At 73.3% G+C, this 20,724-nt stretch carries 17 protein-coding genes; 10 read left to right on the top strand and 7 right to left on the bottom strand.

All coding sequences use genetic code 11. The annotated features are described in order from the left end of the window. The first annotated feature begins 121 nt into the window (after positions 1–121). The 4 genes from AB0K02_RS03080 to AB0K02_RS03065 all read left to right on the top strand — a co-directional run bounded on the left by AB0K02_RS03080 (position 122) and on the right by AB0K02_RS03065 (position 2,941). A complete protein-coding gene (locus AB0K02_RS03080; RefSeq protein WP_365990569.1) occupies positions 122–784 on the top strand; it encodes a response regulator transcription factor in 663 nt (220 codons plus the stop codon). 290 nt (positions 785–1,074) lie between these two features. After that, positions 1,075–2,046, top strand: a complete 972-nt coding sequence (locus AB0K02_RS03075) for a histidine kinase (RefSeq protein WP_365990568.1) — start codon at positions 1,075–1,077, stop codon at positions 2,044–2,046. 170 nt (positions 2,047–2,216) lie between these two features. Continuing rightward, positions 2,217–2,603, top strand: coding sequence for a type II toxin-antitoxin system RelE/ParE family toxin (locus tag AB0K02_RS03070; protein WP_365990567.1), 387 nt, complete (start codon positions 2,217–2,219; stop codon positions 2,601–2,603). Further along, positions 2,600–2,941 carry a helix-turn-helix transcriptional regulator gene (locus AB0K02_RS03065; RefSeq protein WP_365990566.1) on the top strand — a complete coding sequence of 114 codons (342 nt, stop codon included), beginning with the start codon at positions 2,600–2,602 and terminating at the stop codon, positions 2,939–2,941. The genes AB0K02_RS03070 and AB0K02_RS03065 overlap by 4 nt, the downstream gene beginning before the upstream one ends. Before the next feature lie 18 nt (positions 2,942–2,959). On the opposite strand, the gene tesB is transcribed toward AB0K02_RS03065, so the two are convergent. From tesB to AB0K02_RS03045, 4 genes are all read right to left on the bottom strand, one after another. Further along, on the bottom strand, positions 2,960–3,820 hold the full coding sequence (tesB, locus tag AB0K02_RS03060; RefSeq protein ID WP_365990565.1) for an acyl-CoA thioesterase II: 861 nt from the start codon (positions 3,818–3,820) through the stop codon (positions 2,960–2,962). Positions 3,821–3,829: 9 nt separating this feature from the next. Next, positions 3,830–4,987, bottom strand: coding sequence for an acyl-CoA dehydrogenase family protein (locus tag AB0K02_RS03055; protein WP_365990564.1), 1,158 nt, complete (start codon positions 4,985–4,987; stop codon positions 3,830–3,832). Between the two features lie 130 nt (positions 4,988–5,117). After that, positions 5,118–5,576: a hypothetical protein gene (locus AB0K02_RS03050; RefSeq protein WP_365990563.1), complete on the bottom strand. Its 459-nt coding sequence runs from the start codon at positions 5,574–5,576 to the stop codon at positions 5,118–5,120. 105 nt (positions 5,577–5,681) lie between these two features. Further along, positions 5,682–7,097, bottom strand: coding sequence for a PucR family transcriptional regulator (locus AB0K02_RS03045; RefSeq protein WP_365990561.1), 1,416 nt, complete (start codon positions 7,095–7,097; stop codon positions 5,682–5,684). A 182-nt stretch (positions 7,098–7,279) separates the two neighbouring features. On the opposite strand from AB0K02_RS03045, the gene AB0K02_RS03040 reads away from it, so the two are divergent. The 3 genes from AB0K02_RS03040 (at position 7,280) to AB0K02_RS03030 (ending at position 11,652) form a co-directional block, all read left to right on the top strand. Then, positions 7,280–8,761 carry a sodium:solute symporter gene (locus AB0K02_RS03040; protein ID WP_365990560.1) on the top strand — a complete coding sequence of 494 codons (1,482 nt, stop codon included), beginning with the start codon at positions 7,280–7,282 and terminating at the stop codon, positions 8,759–8,761. A gap of 62 nt (positions 8,762–8,823) precedes the next feature. Beyond that, positions 8,824–9,813, top strand: a complete 990-nt coding sequence (gene speB / locus AB0K02_RS03035) for an agmatinase (RefSeq protein WP_365990559.1) — start codon at positions 8,824–8,826, stop codon at positions 9,811–9,813. Between the two features lie 156 nt (positions 9,814–9,969). Then, positions 9,970–11,652 (top strand): thiamine pyrophosphate-binding protein, encoded by a 1,683-nt coding sequence (locus AB0K02_RS03030; RefSeq protein WP_365990558.1) that lies wholly within the window; start codon positions 9,970–9,972, stop codon positions 11,650–11,652. A gap of 229 nt (positions 11,653–11,881) precedes the next feature. Here the strand turns inward: AB0K02_RS03030 and AB0K02_RS03025 are convergent, their stop codons facing one another. Both AB0K02_RS03025 and AB0K02_RS03020 read right to left on the bottom strand, forming a co-directional pair. Further along, positions 11,882–12,532 (bottom strand): response regulator transcription factor, encoded by a 651-nt coding sequence (locus AB0K02_RS03025; RefSeq protein ID WP_365990557.1) that lies wholly within the window; start codon positions 12,530–12,532, stop codon positions 11,882–11,884. Between the two features lie 109 nt (positions 12,533–12,641). Then, positions 12,642–13,880, bottom strand: coding sequence for a histidine kinase (locus AB0K02_RS03020; RefSeq protein ID WP_365990556.1), 1,239 nt, complete (start codon positions 13,878–13,880; stop codon positions 12,642–12,644). A 108-nt stretch (positions 13,881–13,988) separates the two neighbouring features. On the opposite strand from AB0K02_RS03020, the gene AB0K02_RS03015 reads away from it, so the two are divergent. Together AB0K02_RS03015 and AB0K02_RS03010 are read left to right on the top strand one after the other, a co-directional pair. Further along, positions 13,989–14,924 carry an ATP-binding cassette domain-containing protein gene (locus AB0K02_RS03015; RefSeq protein WP_365990555.1) on the top strand — a complete coding sequence of 312 codons (936 nt, stop codon included), beginning with the start codon at positions 13,989–13,991 and terminating at the stop codon, positions 14,922–14,924. 3 nt (positions 14,925–14,927) lie between these two features. Next, on the top strand, positions 14,928–15,707 hold the full coding sequence (locus AB0K02_RS03010; RefSeq protein WP_365990554.1) for an ABC transporter permease: 780 nt from the start codon (positions 14,928–14,930) through the stop codon (positions 15,705–15,707). A 12-nt stretch (positions 15,708–15,719) separates the two neighbouring features. On the opposite strand, the gene AB0K02_RS03005 is transcribed toward AB0K02_RS03010, so the two are convergent. After that, positions 15,720–16,091, bottom strand: a complete 372-nt coding sequence (locus tag AB0K02_RS03005) for a hypothetical protein (protein ID WP_365990553.1) — start codon at positions 16,089–16,091, stop codon at positions 15,720–15,722. Positions 16,092–16,493: 402 nt separating this feature from the next. Here AB0K02_RS03005 and AB0K02_RS03000 point away from each other — a divergent pair, with 402 nt between their 5' ends. Continuing rightward, positions 16,494–20,300, top strand: a complete 3,807-nt coding sequence (locus AB0K02_RS03000) for an ABC transporter ATP-binding protein (protein ID WP_365990552.1) — start codon at positions 16,494–16,496, stop codon at positions 20,298–20,300. Positions 20,301–20,724: the final 424 nt, after the last annotated feature.

Raw genomic sequence — 20,724 nt, 5'->3', positions numbered from 1 at the left:
CAGTGACCGCGAGCCGCCCCGTGCGTGTGGGGCGCACGGGGATGCCCGGCGGGTACTGCCTAGGATCTGCATCCAGACTCCCAGCAGCCGCCGCCGCATCGCTCAGACCACAGGACGACCTTTGCCCTACGACTTGAGGCCGGTGCGGGTCCTCCTCGTCGACGACGAGGAACTCGTACGCACCGCGCTCCAGCAGGTTCTCGGCTCGGCCGACGGCGTGACCGTCGCCGGCACCTGCGACGGCCCGTACGCCGTCGACGCCGTGCGCGACCTCGCGCCCGACCTGGTCCTGCTGGACATCGACATGCCGTCCGCGCACGGCTTCGACGTGCTGCGCGCCCTGAAGGCCCTGCCGCGGCCGCCCGCCGTCGCGATGCTCACCGCCCTGGACACCGCGGCCGACGTGGAACGCGCGCTGCGCGAGGGGGCGTCGGGCTTCCTGCTCAAGACCACCGAGCCGCGGATGTTCACCGAGGCCGTGCGGCTCCTCGCGGCGGGCGGGGTGGTCTGCACGCCGTCCGGCAGCGCCGAGGCGCTCTCCCGGTACGCGGCCGCGGCCCCGGCGGCCGCCCCCCGCGCGCCCGAGGCCCTCGACCGCCTCACGGCCCGCGAACGGGACGTCCTGGCACTGATCGCGGCCGGACTGTCCAACGCCGACATCGCGGCCCATCTCGGCATGGGAGTGACGACGGTCAAGACCCACATCGGCGCGCTGAAGCGGAAGTTGTCGGTCGACAGCCGCGTCGCGCTGGCGACCGTGGTCCACCGGTCGGCCACGCCATGAGCGCGGGCGCGCGGGGGCGCGGGCGCGACGGGGCGACCCGGCCGGGGCCCGACCGCCGGTCCGGACGTGCCCGGACCGGCGGTCGGGGGTCGGGCAGGGCCGGGGACGGCCGTTCGGGGCACGCGCGAGCGCGGCTCCGCCTTCCGCGACCGGGCCGTCCCCGGCGCCGGCCCGAGCCTGCGACCGTCGCCGTCGAGGCCCTGGTCGTAGCCGCCGCCCTCGCCGAGGCACTGGCCACCGGGCACTGGCTCCCCGACTGGGCGGTCTGGGCCTCGCCGGTCGTCGCGTGCGTGCTTCCGCTGCGTCGGCGCTTCCCCCGCGCCTTGATGCTCCTCGCCCTGCCGACCCTGGCCACCGGCGTGCTGTGGATTCCGGCGATGGCCGCGCTGCACGCCGTCGCCGCGTCCGAGCGGCGCCGCTGCGAGGTGGTCGCATCGGCGGCGGCCGTGGCCGTCGTGTCGTTCGTGCCGTGGCGGAACATGGGTGACTATCCGTGGTCCCTCCCCGACGTCACCCTGGGGGTCCTGCTCGCGGGGCTGCTGGCCGTCGCGCCCGCAGCCCTGGGCCTCCTCGGCCGTGCCCGCCGCGAACTGGCGGCCCGCCTCGCCGAGTTGGCCCTGTCGCGGGAGCGTGAACGCCTGTACGCCGCCGAACAGGCCGCGCTGCGGGAGCGGGAACGGCTGGCCCGCGACGTGCACGACACCGCGGCCCACCACCTGAGCCTGATCAGCCTGCGGTCGTCGGTGCTCGCCGCGTCCGTGGAGTCCCCCGCCTGCCGGGACGAGGCCGAGACGCTCGGCGAACTGGCCCGGCGGGCCGCGGCCGACCTGCGCCGGACGATCCGCCGCCCCGGCCAGGGTCTCGCGCAGCTGCCGGAGCTCGTCGAGGCGGCCGGCGGCGGCGTACGGGCCGAGCTGGACCGGCTGGAGGCGGCCGACTGCCCGCCGGAGGTCCAGCACGCCGCGTACCGGATCGTGCAGGAGGCGCTGGCGAACGTCCGCCGTCACGCGCCGGGGGCCGAGGCCACGGTCTCGGTCCGCCGTACGGACGACGGCCTGCGCATCGCCGTCCGCAACACCCCGCCGGCCGGGCCGCCCCGCCCGGCCCCCGACAGCGGGGGCGAGGGTCTGCCGGGCCTGCGCACGCGCGCGGCGGCCCTGGGCGGCACGCTGTCCGCGTACCCGACACCGGACGGCGGCTACGTGCTCGACGCACTCCTGCCCCTGACCGGCCCGTCCGGCCCGACGACCCGGGACGCCTGACAAGGCGTCCTCGTCATCTTCACCGCCCACACCTCGGCCGCCTGAGCGGCCGGGGCACTCCCACAGGGCCACTTCCTGTGGGCGGTCAACCACGAAGCCGGTGACTCGATTGGCGGACTTCCTGCCGCTTGCGCCCTGCCATACACTCGACGATATATACGTTCGGCTGTATGGAAGATCCTTATGTCGTCGAGATCGAACGCGAGGTCAGGCTGTGGCTCGCCAACCTGTCCCCACGCGACTATCTCAATGTGGAGGACATTGTGGAGCGTCTGGTCGACAGTCCCACCACCCTCGGGGAGCCGTACTCGCGCCATCTCGGAGGCGCTGTCCGCGAATTGCGGTTCGACCTTGGAAACGATCGTGACGCCATACGGATCCCGTACTGGCTTGCACCGGGACGGAGGATCATCCTGCTCACCGTCTTCAGGAAGAGCAAGCTGCGCGAGTCCTCCGAAGTCGCCCGCGCCAAACGGGCGCAGGCGACCTGCGCGGCCCAACACGAACCGGCACATGAGGAATACACCCGCATCTTCAATAAGGAGCAGCTCCGATGACAGGTCACGCGCGATGGAAACTCTCCCGCGACAAGGAGATCGCCAAAGGGATCAGTGAAGGTCCGGAGCTGGAAAAGATGCGTGAAGAGATCCGGCTGTCTCATGACCTCGGGCAGGCGGTCCACGACCGGCGCACCGAGGTCGGGATCTCCCAGACCGAGCTGGCCAAGCGCGCCGGGATGACACAGCCTCAGATCTCCAAGCTGGAGCTCGGCGGCACCATGCCGACGCTGCCCCTGCTCGCCCGCCTCGCACGCGCTCTCGACGCGGCGCTCAGCGTGGAGCTGGACGGCGAGACCTCGCGCGTCACCTTCACCGCCCACACCCCGGCCGCCTGAGCGGCCGGGGTGTCACGGTCAGCGGGGGACGCGGACCACGCCCTCCTGGATGACCGAGATCGCGAGCCGGCCGTCCTGCGTGTAGATGCGCGCCTGGCCGAGGCCGCGGCCGCCGGACGCGGACGGCGACTGCTGGTCGTACAGCAGCCATTCGTCCGCGCGGAACGGCCGGTGGAACCACATCGCGTGGTCCAGTGACGCGCCCACCACGTCGCCGACCGCCCAGCCGCCCCGGCCGTGTGCGAGGAGCACGGAGTCGAGCAGCGTCATGTCGGAGACGTACGTGGCGAGGCAGACGTGGAGCAACGGGTCGTCAGCGAGTTTGCCGTTTGTGCGGAACCAGACCTGGGAGCGCGGCTCGCGCGGCTCGCCGACGCTGCCCCACGGGGGAGTGTCCGCGTAGCGCAGGTCCACGGCGGCCCGGGCCTCGATCAGCCGCTGGGCGACCTCGAGAGGCAGGTGCCGGGGCAGCATCTCGGCGGCCGTCGGCAGCGATTCGGGGTCCGGCGCCGCCGGCATGTCCGCCTGGTGCTCCAGCCCCTCCTCGGGCACCTGGAAGGACGCCGACAGGTGGAAGATCGGCTGCCCGTGCTGGACGGCGACCACCCGGCGGGTCGTGAACGACCGGCCGTCCCGGATGCGGTCGACCGTGTAGACGATCGGCGCGCCCGGGTCGCCCATGCGCAGGAAGTAGGAGTGCAGCGAGTGCGCCGTGCGGTCGGCGGGGACGGTGCGGCCCGCGGCGACGAGCGCCTGGGCCGCGACCTGCCCGCCGAAGACACGCGGGACCAGGGCGGAACGCGAGCTGCCCCGGAAGATGTTCTGCTCGATCTGCTCCAGGTCGAGCAGATCGAGCAGTTCGTCGAGCGCTTGGGTCACGTCCGCGACCTACAGGCCCATCGACTTGGCGATGATCGACTTCATGACCTCGCTGGTGCCGCCGTAGATGCGGTTGACGCGGTTGTCGGCGTACAGGCGGGCGATCGGGTACTCGTTCATGTAGCCGTAGCCGCCGTGCAGCTGGAGGCAGCGGTCGATGACGCGGTGGGCGACCTCGGTGCAGAACAGCTTGGCGGAGGCGGCCTCGGCGGGCGTGAGCTCGCCGGCGTCCAGGGCCTCCAGGGCGCGGTCGGCGACGGCCTCGGCGGCGTCCACCTCGGCCTGGCAGGCGGCCAGCTCGAACTTGGTGTTCTGGAAGGTGGCGACCGGCTTGCCGAAGACGGTGCGCTCCTGCACGTACTGCTGGGCGAACCGGACGGCGGCCTTGGCCTGCGCGTACGCGCCGAAGGCGATGCCCCAGCGCTCGGAGGGCAGGTTCTGGCCGAGGTAGTAGAAGCCCTTGTTCTCCTCGCCGAGCAGGTCCTCGACCGGGACCTTGACGTCGACGAACGCCAGCTCGGCGGTGTCGGAGGTGCGCAGGCCCAGCTTGTCGAGCTTGCGGCCGATGGAGTAGCCCTCGGACTTGGTGTCCACGGCGAACAGGGAGATGCCGAAGCGGCGGTCCTGCTCGCTCGGGGCGGAGGTGCGGGCGCAGACGATGACGCGGTCGGCGTGCACACCGCCGGTGATGAAGGTCTTGGCGCCGTTGAGGACGTAGTGCGTGCCGTCCTCGGAGAGCTTGGCGGTGGTCTTCATGCCCGCGACGTCGGAGCCGGTGCCCGGCTCGGTCATCGCCAGCGCCCACATCTCCTCGCCGCTGACGAACTTCGGCAGGTAGCGCTTCTTCTGCTCGTCGGTGGCGAGCATCTTGATGTAGGGCAGGGCGAGCAGGACGTGCACGCCGGAGCCGCCGAAGTTGACGCCCGCGCGGGAGGTCTCCTCGTACAGGACGGCCTCGAACTTGTGGGTGTCCAGGCCGGCGCCGCCGAACTCCTCGGGGACGTTGATGCCGAAGACGCCCAGCTCGCCGAGCTTGTAGTAGAAGTCGCGCGGCGCCTGGCCCGCTGCGAACCAGTCGTCGTAGACGGGGACGACCTCGGCCTCGACGAAGGCCCGGATGGTGTCCCGGAACGCCTCGTGGTCCTCGTTGAATACGGTCCGGCGCACGGACGCCTCCTCGTGACTGCGGGGTACGACAATGTCTAAGCGCTTGCTCAGAGCAAGTTACCCGGCAGTTGTTGAAAGTGTCCATAGTGATGCTGCGCACGCAGAGGACCCCGCGGCGGCGGCCCGGCGCTCAGCCCGACGGCTCGTCACCGTCGTAGGCGGCCAGGGCCGCCTGGCGGTACTCCAGCAGTTCGGCCAGGTCCTCGTGGGTCAGGTGTTCCTGCGTCAGCTTCACCGTGGCCCGGCCCTCCGTCGCCGCCCACGCGTGGCGGGCGCGCTTGTTGGCCCGGCGGCGGTTGTCGCTGCGGAGGAAGCCCGCGCCCGCCGCGAACCCGGCCGCGGCCAGGGCCGCCAGCGCCGCCGGGATGCGGGCGTTCGCCGTGGCCAGGCCCGTGGCGCCGGCCGTCGCGGCGAGGAGGGCCGCGGGGAAGCCGAGGGCGATGTCGACCTTGGTCCAGAACTCCGCTCTGCGGTGGGCGAGCCTGCGCTGCCGCTCCGCTTCCTCGCGCAGCCGCGTGATCTCGGCGCGCAGACGACGGGCGGGTTCGTCCGGTGTGGACCGGGTGGTGCCGTCAGGGGCGATGGTCATGCGGAAATTCCAACACACCTGCCCTGCAAGGGAATTGGCTTTGTCATGACAGTCCTGGCAGGCGTTCTTGGTGGGCTTTCCACGGATCCGTGGACGTCCGGCCTCTCACCCCTGCCGCAGCGCGAACCACAGCTCCATCCGGACGTCCGGATCGTCCAGGTCCTCGTCCAGCAGCGCGGCGACGCGCGCGATGCGCTGGCGGACCGTGTTGCGGTGGATCCCCATCGCCGCCGCCGTCCGGTCCCAGCTGCCGTGCAGCGAGAGCCAGGTGCGCAGCGTCTCGACGAGCGCGGGGGAGTCCGCGAGCGGGGCCAGCCGCGCGCGGGCGGCGTCGGCGGAGAACGGGCCCGCGTCGCGGTGGCGCACCAGGGGTTTGCGTGCCGTCAGCGCACGGCGCAGGGCACGGGCCGCCTGTGTGTCGGCGGCGGCCAGGTCGCGCGCCTCGACGGGGGCGCTGACCCCGAGCGTCCAGTCGGGCTGCGCCACGACGGCCGTGCTCGCAGGCAGCAGCAGCCGCACCGCCGTGGCCTCCGGCGTCTCGAACAGCGGGGTGCCCAGCGCCGCCGCCAGGGCCGCCGCCGCGAACGGGGTACCGTCGCCGCCCCGGGCGTGGACCACCGTCCAGGGGCCCGGATCAAGGGTGCGCGCCGTGTCGGCCGGGGCCTCGCCGAGCAGAAGGCGGACCAGGGCCGCGTCGCGCACCGCCGAGTCCCCGGCCTGTCGCGGGGCGGTGAGGAGGGACAGGAGAACGACGGCCACCCCGGCGATCGTGTGGTTCCCGGGCTCGTGCGTCTCGGACGCCACCCCGAGCGTGAGGCCGTCGGAGCCGCCCAGCGCGTACGCGGCGAGCCGCAGTCCGCCGCCGTCCCCGCTCGCCGTCGCCGGGCCGCCCGGACGGGGTCCCACCACGCCGGCCAGATCCGCGAGCGCCCGGCTCGCCGCATCCGGGACCGGCCGGCCGGCCGCCGCCGTCTCCGTGCCGTCCGGGGCGAAGAGCACGGCACGTCCGCCGAGCCGCGAGGCCAGCGCGCCGAGCACCGCCGGCACAGGGGCCGGCCGGGCCGCCGCCGTCGCCAGCGACTGCTGGGCCTCGGTCACCCGGCGCAGTTCCTGGAGGCGGGCCTGGGCCATCAGCCGCCACAGCGCCCTCGCCACTGCCGTGAACGGCGTCTGCGGTGGCACCTCGATCAGCGGCAGGCCGTGCCGGGTGCAGGCCTCGACGAGCTCCGCCGGGACGGTGTCGTACACCGGTGTCACGCCGAAGCCGAGTGCCGCCGCGCCCGCCTCCACGACCCGCTCCACGTACCGGGCCGGGTCGGTGAGCTGCACGCCCGCCGTCATCAGCAGCTCACCGCCCAGGAGGTACGGATAGGGGTCGGCCATCTCGGAGGTGTGCACCCAGTGGAGGGCGGCGTCCTCGGGACCCGTGAGCAGGCGCAGCCCGAGGTCCCGGCGGGCGAGCAGGGCGGCGAGCGGGACCGGTGGCGCCGGTGGGGTGGATGTGGGCTCCTGTGCGGACATGACCGTGGACCCTTCGTACATCCATCGTAGGAACAGTGGAGGAAACGTACACTTCAGCGTCGCTTTCCGGCCACCTACTGTCGTGCCATCCAGCGGCAGCGGGTACGGGCGGATGTCCCCGCGAACGGCCCTGGCACCTTTCCCCGCACGACACGCCACCGAGGTGAGCAGAGGAGGGCCCCATGGCCGTCGACTACACAGTGATCGTCCTGTATCTGGCCAGCATGCTGGCGATGGGCTGGTGGGGCATGCGCCGCGCCAAGTCCAAGAGCGAGTTCCTCGTCGCGGGCCGCCGCCTCGGGCCCTGGATGTACTCCGGGACCATGGCCGCCATCGTCCTCGGCGGCGCGTCCACCATCGGCGGCGTCGGACTCGGCTACAAGTACGGACTCTCGGGTGCCTGGATGGTCTTCACCATCGGCCTCGGCCTGCTCGCCCTGTCCGTCTTCTTCTCCGCGCGGATAGCCCGGCTCAAGGTCTACACCGTCTCCGAGATGCTCGACCTGCGCTACGGCGGCAAGGCCGGCGTCATCTCCGGCGTCGTCATGTGGGCGTACACGCTCATGCTGGCGGTCACCTCGACCATCGCCTACGCCACGATCTTCGACGTCCTCTTCGACCTGCCCCGGACGGCCGCGATCGTCCTCGGCGGCACGATCGTCGTCGCCTACTCGACGCTCGGCGGCATGTGGTCCATCACCATCACCGACATGGTGCAGTTCGTGGTGAAGACCATCGGCGTGCTGCTTCTGCTCCTGCCCATCGCGGTCGTCAAGGCGGGCGGCTTCGCCGAGATGAAGGCCGCGCTGCCGACCGCGTACTTCGAGCCGCTCGGCATCGGCGGCGAGACGATCTTCACGTACGTCCTGATCTACACCTTCGGCATGCTCATCGGTCAGGACATCTGGCAGCGGGTCTTCACGGCCCGCACCGACAAGGTCGCCAAGTGGGGCGGCACCGTCGCCGGTACGTACTGTCTCGCGTACGCCCTGGCCGGCGCCGTCATCGGCACCGCCGCCAAGGTGCTCTACCCGAAGCTGCCCAGCGCCGACGACGCCTTCGCCACCATCGTCAAGGACGAGCTGCCGATGGGCGTGAGGGGCCTGGTGCTGGCCGCCGCGCTCGCCGCCGTCATGTCCACCTCCTCCGGCGCGCTCATCGCCTGTGCAACCGTCGCCAACAACGACATCTGGTCGCGGCTGCGCGGCCTCACCGCGAAGAAGGCGGAGGGCGAACACGACGAGGTCAAGGGCAACCGCGCCTTCATCCTGATCATGGGTGTCGCCGTCGTCCTCATCGCCATCGCCCTCAACGACGTCGTCCAGGCCCTGACCGTCGCGTACAACCTGCTCGTCGGCGGCCTGCTGGTGCCCATCCTCGGCGGCCTGCTGTGGAAGCGCGGCACCGTGCAGGGCGCGCTCGCCGCCGTGGCCGTCGGAGGTCTGTCGGTCGTCGGCCTGATGGCGACCTACGGCATCCTCGCCAACGAGCCCGTCTACTACGGCCTGCTGGCCTCGCTCGCCGCCTACGTGGTCGGCAGCCTGGTCACCCGGCCCACCGACCCCGCCGTGCTCGCCAACTGGCGTGAGCGGCTGGCCGGCCGCGCAGGCGACGAGGCCGAGCCGGAGGCCCCGGCCGCCGAGCCCGCCCCGGTCCACAGTTAAAATCGGACAAATGTCCTCTACTGGATGAATGCGCAACGAAGCGCAGAAGGAAGGCATCACACATGAGCAGCTACGAGCAGCCGCGCGGTCCGATCGACTCGTCCCGCATCCCGCGGTACGCCGGACCCGCCACGTTCGCCCGGCTGCCGCGGCTCGACGAGGTCGGCACCGCCGACGTCGCCGTGGTCGGCGTGCCCTTCGACTCCGGGGTCTCCTACCGTCCCGGTGCGCGCTTCGGCGGCAACGCCATCCGTGAGGCGTCGAGGCTCCTGCGCCCCTACAACCCGGCGCAGGACGCCTCGCCCTTCGCGCTCGCCCAGGTCGCCGACGCCGGTGACATCGCGGCCAACCCGTTCAACATCAACGAGGCCGTCGAGACGGTCGAGGCGGCGGCCGACGACCTGCTCGCCACCGGCGCCCGGATGATGACGCTCGGCGGCGACCACACCATCGCGCTGCCGCTGCTGCGCGCGGTCGCCAAGAAGCACGGCCCGGTCGCGCTGCTGCACTTCGACGCGCACCTGGACACCTGGGACACCTACTTCGGCGCCGAGTACACCCACGGCACGCCGTTCCGCCGGGCCGTCGAGGAGGGCATCCTCGACACCGAGGCGCTGTCCCACGTCGGCACCCGCGGCCCGCTGTACGGCAAGCAGGACCTGACCGACGACGAGAAGATGGGCTTCGGCATCGTCACCTCGTCCGACATCTACCGCCGTGGCGCCGACGAGGTCGCCGACCAGCTGCGCCAGCGCATCGGCGACCGCCCCCTCTACATCTCCATCGACATCGACTGCCTCGACCCGGCGCACGCTCCCGGCACCGGCACCCCCGAGGCGGGCGGCATGACCTCCCGCGAGCTGCTGGAGATCCTGCGCGGCCTGTCCTCCTGCAACCTGGTCTCGGCCGATGTGGTGGAGGTGGCCCCGGCGTACGACCACGCCGAGATCACCGCGGTCGCCGCCTCGCACACGGCGTACGAGCTGACCACGATCATGTCGCGCCAGATCGCCGCGAACCGCGCCCAGGGCGCGGGCGAAGCCGCGAAGTGACCGCGCCGCCGGTCCCGCCACCGGGACCGGCACCGGGACCGGCCGGTGGCCGGGCAGGCGCGCGTAACGTCGAGCCGGGAGGCCGGAAGGCCCCGGCTCCGGGCGCAGACGCCCGGAGGCAGACGTACGAACGATCGAGATGCTGAGGACGCCACGGTGACCCACGACCACGACCTCGTCCTGCGGCCCACCGCCGCGCAGACCGAGGCCGCGCTGAACCCGCCCGCCGGGCGCAACGGCGGCGACCTCGTCGTCGAGACCCTTCAGGGCCTCGGGGCGACGACCGTCTTCGGGCTGCCCGGGCAGCACGCGCTCGGCATGTTCGACGCGCTGCGCCGCTCGACCCTGACCTACGTCGGGCTGCGCGTCGAGAACAACGCGGGCTTCGCCGCCGACGCCTACGGCCGCGTCACCGGCGAGGCCGCGCCGCTGCTGCTGTCCACCGGCCCCGGCGCGCTGATGTCGCTCGCCGCGCTCCAGGAGGCCGCCGCGGCCTCGTCGCCCGTGCTGGCGATCGGCAGCCAGGTCCCCACGGCCGGGCTCGGCGGCGGACGCCACGGCTACCTGCACGAACTGCGCGATCAGCAGGCGTCGTTCCGCGACATCGTGAAGTCCGTGCACACCGTGCGCACCGCCTCGCAGATCCCGTCGGCGATCGCGGCGGCGTGGAAGTCGGCGCTGACCGCGCCGCACGGACCCGTGTGGGTGGAGATCCCGCAGGACGTCCTGCTCGCCGAGACCGCTCTGCCGGTCGTCACGGCGACGGACGCCACGCCCGAGGAGGTCGTGCCGCGGCCCGAACTGACCGCCGTGGCCGCCCACCTGCTGTCCACCGCCGAGCGCCCCGTGATCATCGCCGGCGGCGGCGTGGTGCGCGCCGACGCCTCGGGCAAGCTGCGCGCGCTCGCCGAGAAGATCGACGCGCCGGTCGTCACCACCTTCGGCGGCAAGGGCGCCTTCCCCTGGGAGCACCCGCTGTCCCTCCAGTCCTGGCTGGAGGACCGCCACACGACCGACTTCCTGGAGTCGGCCGACGTACTGCTCGTCGTCGGCTCGGGCCTCGGTGAACTGTCCTCGAACTACCACACGTTCGCCCCGCGCGGCCGCGTGATCCAGATCGAGGCCGACCTCGGCAAGCTGGAGTCCAACCACGCCGGCCTCGGCATCCACGCCGACGCGCGCCTCGCGCTGTCGGCCCTGCTGGAGACGGTGGGGGACCGCCGCGACCCGTCGGCGGCCGACGCCGTGCGCGAGGTCCTCGCCGCGGTCCGCGCCCGGATCGACTCCCAGGAACTCACCCTGGAGCAGCAGGTCCTGGTCTCGGTGCGCGAGGCCCTGCCGGACGACTCGCCCAGCTTCTGGGACATGACGATCCTCGCCTACTGGGCGTGGTCCGCCTTCGACGCCCGCCGGCCCAACACGATGCACTCCGCCCAGGGCGCCGGCGGCCTCGGCTACGGCTTCCCTGCGGCGCTCGGCGCGGCCGCCGCCGACCCCACCCGCCCGGTCCTCGCCGTGTCGGGCGACGGCGGCGCGATGTACTCGATCGCCGAGCTGGCCACGGCCCGCCAGTACGACCTGCCGGTCACCTGGCTGATCGTGGACGACGGCGGCTACGGCATCCTGCGCGAGTACATGACGGACGCGTTCGGGAAGGCCACGGCGACGGAACTGGCGCGCCCGGACTTCGTCGCGCTGGCGCAGTCCTTCGGCGTCCCGGCGACCCGGACGAGCCCCGAGACGCTGTCCGAGGACCTGGCCGAGGCGCTGTCCCGGCCCGGTCCGTCGGTGGTCGTACTGCCCGCCCTGCTGCGGATGTTCGCCCCGACGCACCTGTGACGCACGCGGCGTGACCCGCGGCTCCGGCCCCGCCGCCCGCCGTTCGGGGGCGGGCGGGGCCGGACTCGTCCAGTGCCGCGCCCGCCGGCCGTGCCGGCGACCGAACGTGCTCGTGCGCGACCACCCGACGCCCCGCTCCTCGCGGAGCCCGGTGCGGAGCCGCGGCCGGGTCTCGGTGTACTCGGCGCGTTCGCCCGCGTGGACCCCGCCGCGAGTCGGAACCCATCGCTCACGCGGGGGTGACGAACCCCGACTCGTACGCCGCGATGACCGCCTGCGTCCGGTCCCTCGCGCCCAGCTTGGCCAGCACGGCGCTCACATGCGTCTTCACGGTCTCCGTGCCGACGACCAGCTGCGCGGCGATCTCCGCGTTGGACATGCCCCGCGCCATCAGACGCAGCACCGCCGCCTCACGGTCCGTCAGGGCGGCCCGGTCCATCGCCGCGCGGGCCGCCGTGGTCCCGTACTCGGCGGCCAGCGAGCGGACCGCCGCGGGGAAGAGCAGCGACTCTCCCTCCGCGACGAGCCGCACCGCGTGCACGATCTCCGCCGGGCGGGCCCGCTTGAGCAGGAAGCCGTCGGCGCCGGCGCGCAGCGCCTCGTACACGTACTCGTCGTTCTCGAAGGTCGTGACCACCAGGATCTTGGGCGGGGCGTCGACGGTCCGCAGTACCGCGCGGGTCGCCTCGATGCCGTCGAGCAGCGGCATCCTGACGTCCATCGCCACGACGTCCGGACGCAGTTTGCGCACCAGCGGGATCACGGCCGCCCCGTCCGCGGCCTCCCCGGTCACCTCGATGTCCGGCTGCGCCTCCAGCACGGCACGCAGGCCCGCCCGTACCAGTGGTTCGTCGTCGACAAGCAGTACGGTGATCGGCACCCGCTCAGCGTAGGCCGTCGTGGCGGCCGGGACGCGGGCCGGCCCCCGGCCTCGGCGCAGGCGGTCCGGCGGCAGTGCGGACTCCGGGCTCGGCGGGGCCCGTCCGGCCTCAGCGCTGCCCGTCCAGCGGCAGTCCGACCCTCACCCGCCACTCGTCGCCGTGCGGACCGGCCGACGCCTCCCCGCCCAGCAGCGCCGCCCGTTCGCGTATGCCGCGCAGGCCGCTGCCGTTCCCGGTTCCGCTGCCGTTGACGTTCCCGTTCCCGCCGCCGGCAAGCGGATTGCACACCTCCAGTTCCAGCCGCCCGGCCGCGACGGCGATCCTGACCCGGGTCGGCACCGGGCCCGCGTGCCGCAACACGTTGGTCAGCGCCTCCTGCACGATGCGATAGCCCTCCCGGGAGACGGGGCCCGGCACCCGCGCCAGCGGTCCCGACACCTCCCCGTCCAGTGCGGCGCCCGAGGCGCGGGCGGACTCCAGCAGCCGGTCCGCGTCGGCGAGCGTCGGCCGCCCGCCGGCGGGCCGCTGCCCCGACTCGCGCAGCACCAGCAGTACGCGTTCCAGGTCCTCCAGCGCGGCCCGGCCGGTCTCCTCGATGGCCGTGAGCGCGCGTTCGGTGAACTCCGGTCTGCCCGCCGCCCGTGCCGCACCCGCCTGCACCACCGCCACCGTCAGGGCGTGACCGATCGAGTCGTGCAGCTCCCGGGCGATGCGGTTGCGTTCCAGCAGCTGTTCGGTGCGCTCCTCCAGGGCGGCGAGACGTTCCGCCGCCGACGGGCCGAGCAGGCGGCGCGCGAGGAAGGCCATCAGCTCGCCCAGCCCGACGACCGCGGCGAGAAGCACCGCGATCGGCACGGGGACGAGCAGCGCGTACCACCAGTGGCCCTCGCCGGGCGGCAGCGGGATGAGGGAGCCCGTGCCCGGAGTGCCGCCGCCGGCCGTCAGCGCGAGGTCGGTCGAGAGCCCGAGCAGCCCGACCGTGGCCCGGCCGGTCACCATGCCGAGGCCGAGCCGCAGTTCGAGCCACAGCACGGTCCGCCACCGGTCCGCCCAGGTCGCCGACGACGCCACGGCGATGCCCGAGGCGTCGTCCTTGTACCCGTACGGCGACAGCAGCAGCCGTGCCTGGAGCCCCTCGACCAGCCGCATCGCCGGGAGGAAGCCCAGCAGCGCGAGCGCGATCACCGGGACGTACAGGGCGTCCTCGGAGATGAAGAGCCACACGCCGAAGACGAGGGTGCTGATGAGCAGATGGAGCCAGCGGGTGTAGGTGACCCGGCGGATCAGCGGGCGCAGCCAACGATTGCGGACGACCCGGTGGGCCGGCGGGCGCAGCGAGCGGAGCATCCCGCCATCGTGCCAGCGGGCCCCCGCACCGCGGCTCCCCCGCACGGGGGAGACGGTCTCCACGGGCGGGGGAGGACCCGCTCCCCTCTTCCCGGCCAGGCTGAAGCCATGACCAGCATCGACGTCACCAACCTCACCAAGGAGTACGGCAGGACGCGCGCCGTGGACGGCCTGACGTTCGGCGTGCGGCCCGGCCGGGTCACCGGCTTCCTCGGGCCGAACGGCGCCGGGAAGTCGACCACCATGCGGCTCGTCCTCGGCCTGGACCGGCCGACCTCCGGCACCGCGACCGTCGGCGGACGCCCCTACGCGGCGCTCGACGAGCCGCTGCGGCACGTCGGCGCCCTGCTCGACGCACGGGCCGCGGCAGGGTCCCGCACCGCACGCGACCATCTGCGCGTCCTCGCCGCCGCCGGCCGGATCCCGGCCCGGCGGGTGGAGCAGGTGCTGGAGCAGGCCGGGATCGCCAGCGCGGCGGACCGGCGGATCAGGACGTACTCGCTCGGCATGCGCCAGCGGCTCGGGATCGCGGCGGCGCTGCTGGGCGACCCGGCTGTCCTGATGCTCGACGAGCCGTCCAACGGGCTCGACCCCGAAGGCATCATCTGGATCCGCGAGTTGATGCGGGAACTGGCCCGCGAGGGCAGGGCCGTCCTCGTCTCCAGTCATCTGATGGGCGAGACGGCCTCGTTCGCCGACCACCTCGTCGTCCTCGGCCGGGGCCGGCTGCTCGCCGACACCGGCACGCGGGAGTTCATCGACACCTGGACGACACCGCGGGTGCGGCTGCGCACCACCGAGGGCGCGCGGCTGCGCGCCGCCCTCGCGGGCGAGGGGTTCACGGCGGTGGAGGGCGAGGACGGCCGGTGGACCGTCGACGGCGCCCGCGTGGAGGACATCGGGCCGCTCATGGCGCGCGAGAGCGTCCCCGTCCTCGAACTCGCCGGAGAGGAAGCCACGTTGGAGCAGGCCTATCTCGCGCTCACCGCCGGCGAGGCCGAGTACACCGCCACCCGCCCCGCCCCGGCCGTCCAGGAGGCATGAACCATGTCCGTCGTTCCCGCCCCGACCATCCCCTCCGCCTCGGCCGTGCTGCCCGTCCTGCGCTCCGAGTGGCTGAAGATCCGCTCCGTGCGCTCCCAGTGCCTCACACTCGCCGCCGTGTTCGCGGCGACCGTGGGGTTCTCGGCGCTGATGTGCGCGACCCTCGGCGCCGAGGAACTGTCCGAGCCCGGGTTCGATCCCGTCCGCTCGTCGTTCTTCGGTCTCAATTTCGGTCAGATCGCCGCCATCTGCTTCGGCTCGATCGCCGTCGCGGGCGAGTACCGCGGCGGAGCCGTCCGCGTCTCGCTGGCCGCCGTGCCGCGCAGGGGCGTCTTCTGGGCCGGCAAGACCGCGGTCGTCGGGCTGCTCTCGCTCGCGGTCGGTCTGGCCACGAGCGCGGCCTGCTTCGCGCTGGGCCAGGCGCTCCTCGGTGACCACGGCGTGGGCATCGGCGCACCCGGGGCGCTGCGGGCCGTCGTGGGGTGCGGGCTGTATCTGGCGCTGATCACGCTGTTCGCCGCCGGGCTCGCCGCCCTGCTGCGCAGTGCCCCGGCCGTCATGGGCATCCTCATCCCGTTCCTGCTGATGCTGTCGTTCGTCCTCGGGGACGTGTCCCAGGGCGGCGGCTGGGTCGACTTCCTGCCCGACAGGGCCGGGCAGCAGATCCTCCTCCAGGAGCCGGACGGCCCGCTGGGTCCCTGGACCGGCACGGGCGTCCTGGTGCTGTGGGTGGCGGCGGCCCTGTGGGCGGGCGGCCGGCGGCTGGTGCGGCGGGACGCCTGAGGCGCACCCCGATCACGCCAGCAGTGCGCTGTGAGCGGCGGTGTACTCGGCCATCCGCAGACGGTAGCCCTCGTCGAACCGGTCCGGCTCCCCGTGCGAGAGGGAGCCGGGAAGGTTTCCCCTGGGCGGCAGGCAGTCGGGTATGGCCCGGAACAGCTCGTCGGCCGCCGCGCCGTGCGCGGGGCCCCGCCGCCGGGCCCGGACCAGGTGGCCACCCGCCTCGCCCAGCATGCCCGGCAGCCACTTCAGCGGACTGGTCCGCACCTTGTCGTTCGGTCGCAGATCCTCCAGCTTCCGGTGGGCGGCGGCGAGAGCCTCCAGCGCCCGGAGGGTCGCGTACAGCTGACCGCAGAGATGACCGGTGCTCGGTGGAGCGTCGGGCATGTCCCCTCCCTCGTCACAGCCCCGGCTGCCCGCCGGGCGCCGTCAGTGACTACCCGTGCCCGCGTCCGGCGAACCGGCGCCTGCCCGCGGTCCCAGTCCCTCCGGCAGGCGCGGCGGGGTCCCTCGGGTCCACCGCCGCGCAGGGCCGTCGCCGAGATGCGCCGGCCGTTCGGCCGGTCCCACCACCGTCCGACGGGTCCCAGCACCGTCCGACGGGTCCCAGCACCATCCGCCTGGTCCCAGCGCCGTCCGACGGGTCCTAGGACCATCCAGCCGGTCCTGGGACCAGGGGCGGGGATTTGTTGCGGAGGGATGAAATCCGTTCCGGTCCGCGTTGGTGCCTTCCGGAAGATCAGGTCGACGGGATCAGCGGGATCCGAGGATGCGGACGGGGAGGCCCAGGTGGCTGCGGCGGCTCGAAAAGAGGACGGCTGGGCGCGGCGTCTGGCCGGTTACGCCTGGCGTTACCGGCGCAACGTGGTGCTCGCGCTCGGGTCCTCGCTCGGCGGCATGGCCGTCATGGCGCTCGTACCGCTCATCACCAAGGTCGTCATCGACGACGTCATCGGAGCGAAGACCCGCTCGCTCACCATGTGGACCGGCCTGCTGATCGCCGCGGCCGTCGCGGTGTACGTCCTCACCTACATCCGCCGGTACTACGGCGGCCGGCTCGCGCTCGACGTCCAGCACGACCTGCGCACCGAGATGTTCGGCACGATCACCCGGCTCGACGGCCGGCGCCAGGACGAGCTGTCGACCGGCCAGGTCGTCGGACGGGCGACCAGTGACCTCCAGCTCATCCAGGGCCTGCTCTTCATGCTGCCGATGACCATCGGCAACTTCCTGCTGTTCGCGATCTCCCTGGCCGTCATGGCGTGGCTGTCGCTGCCGCTCACGCTGATCGCCCTCGCCGTCGCCCCCGCCCTGTGGATCATCGCCAAGCGCAGCCGCTCCCGGCTCCACCCGGCCACTTGGTACGCACAGAGCCAGGCCGGGGCCGTCGCCGGAGTCGTCGACGGGGCGGTGTCGGGCGTGCGGGTCGTCAAGGGGTTCGGACAGGAGGAGCAGGAGACCGGGAAGCTGCGCGAGGCGAGCCGGAGGCTGTTCGCGGGCCGGCTGCGGACCATCCGGCTCAACGCGCGGTACACGCCCGCGCTGCAGGCCGTCCCCGCGCTCGGCCAGGTGGCCATGCTCGCGCTCGGCGGCTGGCTGGCGACGAAGGGCGAGATCACGCTCGGCACGTTCGTCGCCTTCTCGACGTACCTCGCGCAGCTCGTCGGACCGGTCCGGATGCTGGCCATGGTGCTCACCGTCGGCCAGCAGGCACGGGCCGGTGTGGAGCGGGTGCTGGAGCTCATCGACACCCGGCCGTCGCTGGACGAGGGCACGAAGGAGCTGCCGGCGGACGCCGAGGCGAGCGTCGAGTTCGACGACGTGAGCTTCGCGTACGCGGACGGCAGGCCGGTCCTGGACGGTTTCTCGCTGGAGATCCGGCCCGGCGAGACCGTCGCGGTCGTCGGCGCGTCCGGCAGCGGCAAGTCCACCGTGTCGCTCCTGCTGCCGCGCTTCTACGACGTCACCCGCGGCGCCGTCCTCGTCGGCGGCCACGACGTGCGCGAGCTGACCTTCGACTCGCTGCGGGCCGCCATCGGAATCGTGCCCGAGGACAGCTTCCTGTTCTCCGACACCGTCCGCGCGAACATCGCGTACGGGAAGCCGGACGCGACTCAGGACGAGATCGACCGGGCCGCCCGCGCCGCCCAGGCCGACCGGTTCATCGCCGAGCTGCCCGACGGCTACGACACCAAGGTGGGCGAGCACGGACTGACCCTCTCGGGCGGCCAGCGCCAGCGCATCGCGCTGGCCCGCGCCATCCTCACCGACCCGCGCCTGCTCCTCCTGGACGACGCCACCTCCGCCGTCGACGCCCGCGTGGAGCACGAGATCCACGAGGCGCTGCGGCAGGTCATGGCGGGCCGGACGACCCTGCTCATCGCCCACCGCCGCTCCACCCTGGGCCTCGCCGACCGGATCGCCGTCCTGGACGGCGGCCGGCTCGCCGACATCGGCACGCACGAGGAGCTCCAGGAGCGCTCCGCGCTCTACCGCAGGCTGCTGACCGACCCGGACGAGCTCGGCGGCGTCTCGCCCGGCCACGTGTTCCCGCAGCCCGCGCCCGAGCCGGACGAGGACCGCACCGTACGGGACGAACTGGACGCGGAGTTCGACGCCGAGCGCGGCATCACCCGGCGGCTGTGGGTACGCGACGAACGAGCCGACGAGGCCAGGGAGGCCAAGGAGGACGCGAGCGCCACTCCCGAACTGCTCGCCCAGGTCGAGGCGCTTCCCCCGGCCACGGACACCCCCGACATCGACGAGGCCGAGGCCGTACGGGCCGAACCGGCCGGCGCCCGCGCGGGGGAGGGCGGCCGGCTCCGCGCGCTGCTGCACGGCTTCGGCCTGCCCCTGCTGGTCAGCCTGCTGCTCGTCGCCGTCGACGCGGGCATGGGCCTGCTCCTGCCCGTGCTGATCCGGCACGGCATCGACGAGGGCGTCGAACAGCTCGCGCTCGGCGCGGTGTGGATGGCGTCCCTCCTGGCGCTCGGCACCGTCGTCGTGCAGTGGGCCGCCCAGACCGGTGAGATCCGCATGACGGGACGCACCGGCGAGCGGGTCCTGTACGCCCTGCGTCTGAAGATCTTCGCCCAGCTCCAGCGGCTCGGCCTCGACTACTACGAGCGGGAGCTCACCGGCCGGATCATGACCCGGATGACGACGGACGTGGACGCCCTGTCCACGTTCCTGCAGACGGGGCTGGTCACCGCGTTCGTCTCGGTGGTCACCTTCTTCGGCATCATGGTCGCGCTCGTCGTCATCGACGTGCAGCTGGCGCTCGTCGTGTTCGCCACCCTGCCCGTCCTGATCGTCGGCACGTACTTCTTCCGCAGGAAGAGCGTGAAGGCCTACGAGCTCGCCCGTGAGCGCATCAGCGTCGTCAACGCCGATCTCCAGGAGTCCGTCTCCGGGCTGCGGATCGTGCAGGCGTTCCGGCGCGAGCGCGACGGCCTGGCCGACTTCACGGCGCGCAGCGACAGCTACCGCGAGGCCCGTGTCCGCGGCCAGTGGCTGATCTCCGTCTACTTCCCCTTCGTCCAGCTGCTGTCGTCGGTGGCGGCCGCGGCCGTTCTGATCGTCGGCGCGGGACGCGTGGAGGCCGGGACGCTCACCACGGGAGCGCTCGTCGCCTACCTCCTGTACATCGACCTCTTCTTCGCGCCCGTACAGCAGCTCTCGCAGGTCTTCGACGGCTACCAGCAGGCCGCCGTGTCGCTGGGCCGGGTGCAGGAGCTGCTGCGGGAGCCGGCGTCGACGGCCGCCGCGGAACAGCCGCGTCAGGTGCGCAGGCTGCGCGGCGACATCGCCTTCGAGAACGTGTCGTTCGCCTACGGTTCCGGCGGGGACGAGGAGGACGCGCTGACCGGCATCGACCTGCGCATCCCGGCCGGGCAGACCGTCGCGTTCGTCGGAGAGACCGGTGCGGGCAAGTCCACGCTGGTCAAGCTGGTGGCCCGGTTCTACGACCCGACCGACGGCCGGATCACGGTCACTCTCGACGACTCCTCCCGCGACGACGGGGGCGAGGGTCCCGGGGGCGCCCACGACCTGCGTGAGCTGGACCTGACCGCCTACCGGCACCGGCTCGGCGTCGTCCCCCAGGAGGCGTACCTCTTCTCCGGCACGGTCCGCGACGCCATCGCCTACGGCCGGCCCGGCGCGAGCGACGCCGAGGTGGAGGCCGCGGCCCGGGCCGTCGGCGCGCACGACATGATCGCCACTCTCGACGGCGGCTACCTGCACGAGGTCTCCGAGCGGGGACGCAATCTGTCGGCCGGACAGCGCCAGCTGATCGCCCTCGCCCGCGCCGAACTGGTCGACCCCGATGTGCTGCTGCTCGACGAGGCGACCGCGGCGCTGGACCTGGCGACCGAGGCACAGGTCAACCAGGCCACCGACCGGCTGACCGGCCGCCGCACCACGCTGGTGGTCGCGCACCGGCTCACCACCGCGGCCCGCGCCGACCGGGTCGTGGTGATGGACCACGGGCGGGTCGCCGAGGACGGCACGCACGACGAACTCCTCGCGCGCGGCGGCCACTACGCCGCTCTGTGGCGCACCTTCATAGGGGAGGACGAGCCCGCGACCGTGTGACGGGTGGGCGGGACTCGTCCGGGGACCGATCGCGCCCGTCGAGGGGGTGAAGCCCCGGCAGCGGCTTCGAGCTGCCTGTCACCTTCGGGTGTCGGCTCGTCCACGGGCGGATCCGGCGGCTCCGGTGCAGGCGGCGGTTCGGCGTCGGGCGGCTCCGGGTCGGGCGGCGGTTCGGCGTCGGGCGGCTCCGGGTCGGGCGGCGGTTCGGCGTCGGGCGGCTCCGGCGGCGCGGGCGGATCCTCCACGGGCGACAGCACCGCATCAGCCACGAGCGGCGGCAACCCGGCCTCCACCGGCTCCGGTTGGGCCCGTCGCCGTCGCCGCCGTCGCCATCGGCGTGGCAGCGGCGGTGGCCGCGCGCGCCGGCCTCGGCGTCGCGATGCGCCACCGCGCGGCCCGCACCCGGTAGTCCGCGCGGCGTCGG

Origin of the sequence: Streptomyces sp. NPDC049597, from assembly GCF_040675505.1 — a bacterium.
Taxonomy (GTDB): domain Bacteria; phylum Actinomycetota; class Actinomycetes; order Streptomycetales; family Streptomycetaceae; genus Streptomyces.
Note: the sequence above shows the minus strand (reverse complement) of the source record. Positions and strands in the feature narration are given on the sequence as shown.

Coding starts and splice junctions, on each gene's coding strand:
- AB0K02_RS03070 (WP_365990567.1), top strand. CDS start 2,217: ATGGAAGATCCTTATGTCGTCGAGATCGAACGCGAGGTCAGGCTGTGG.
- AB0K02_RS03065 (WP_365990566.1), top strand. CDS start 2,600: ATGACAGGTCACGCGCGATGGAAACTCTCCCGCGACAAGGAGATCGCC.
- AB0K02_RS03050 (WP_365990563.1), bottom strand. CDS start 5,576: ATGACCATCGCCCCTGACGGCACCACCCGGTCCACACCGGACGAACCC.
- AB0K02_RS03045 (WP_365990561.1), bottom strand. CDS start 7,097: ATGTCCGCACAGGAGCCCACATCCACCCCACCGGCGCCACCGGTCCCG.
- AB0K02_RS03040 (WP_365990560.1), top strand. CDS start 7,280: ATGGCCGTCGACTACACAGTGATCGTCCTGTATCTGGCCAGCATGCTG.
- speB (WP_365990559.1), top strand. CDS start 8,824: ATGAGCAGCTACGAGCAGCCGCGCGGTCCGATCGACTCGTCCCGCATC.
- AB0K02_RS03020 (WP_365990556.1), bottom strand. CDS start 13,880: ATGCTCCGCTCGCTGCGCCCGCCGGCCCACCGGGTCGTCCGCAATCGT.
- AB0K02_RS03015 (WP_365990555.1), top strand. CDS start 13,989: ATGACCAGCATCGACGTCACCAACCTCACCAAGGAGTACGGCAGGACG.
- AB0K02_RS03010 (WP_365990554.1), top strand. CDS start 14,928: ATGTCCGTCGTTCCCGCCCCGACCATCCCCTCCGCCTCGGCCGTGCTG.
- AB0K02_RS03005 (WP_365990553.1), bottom strand. CDS start 16,091: ATGCCCGACGCTCCACCGAGCACCGGTCATCTCTGCGGTCAGCTGTAC.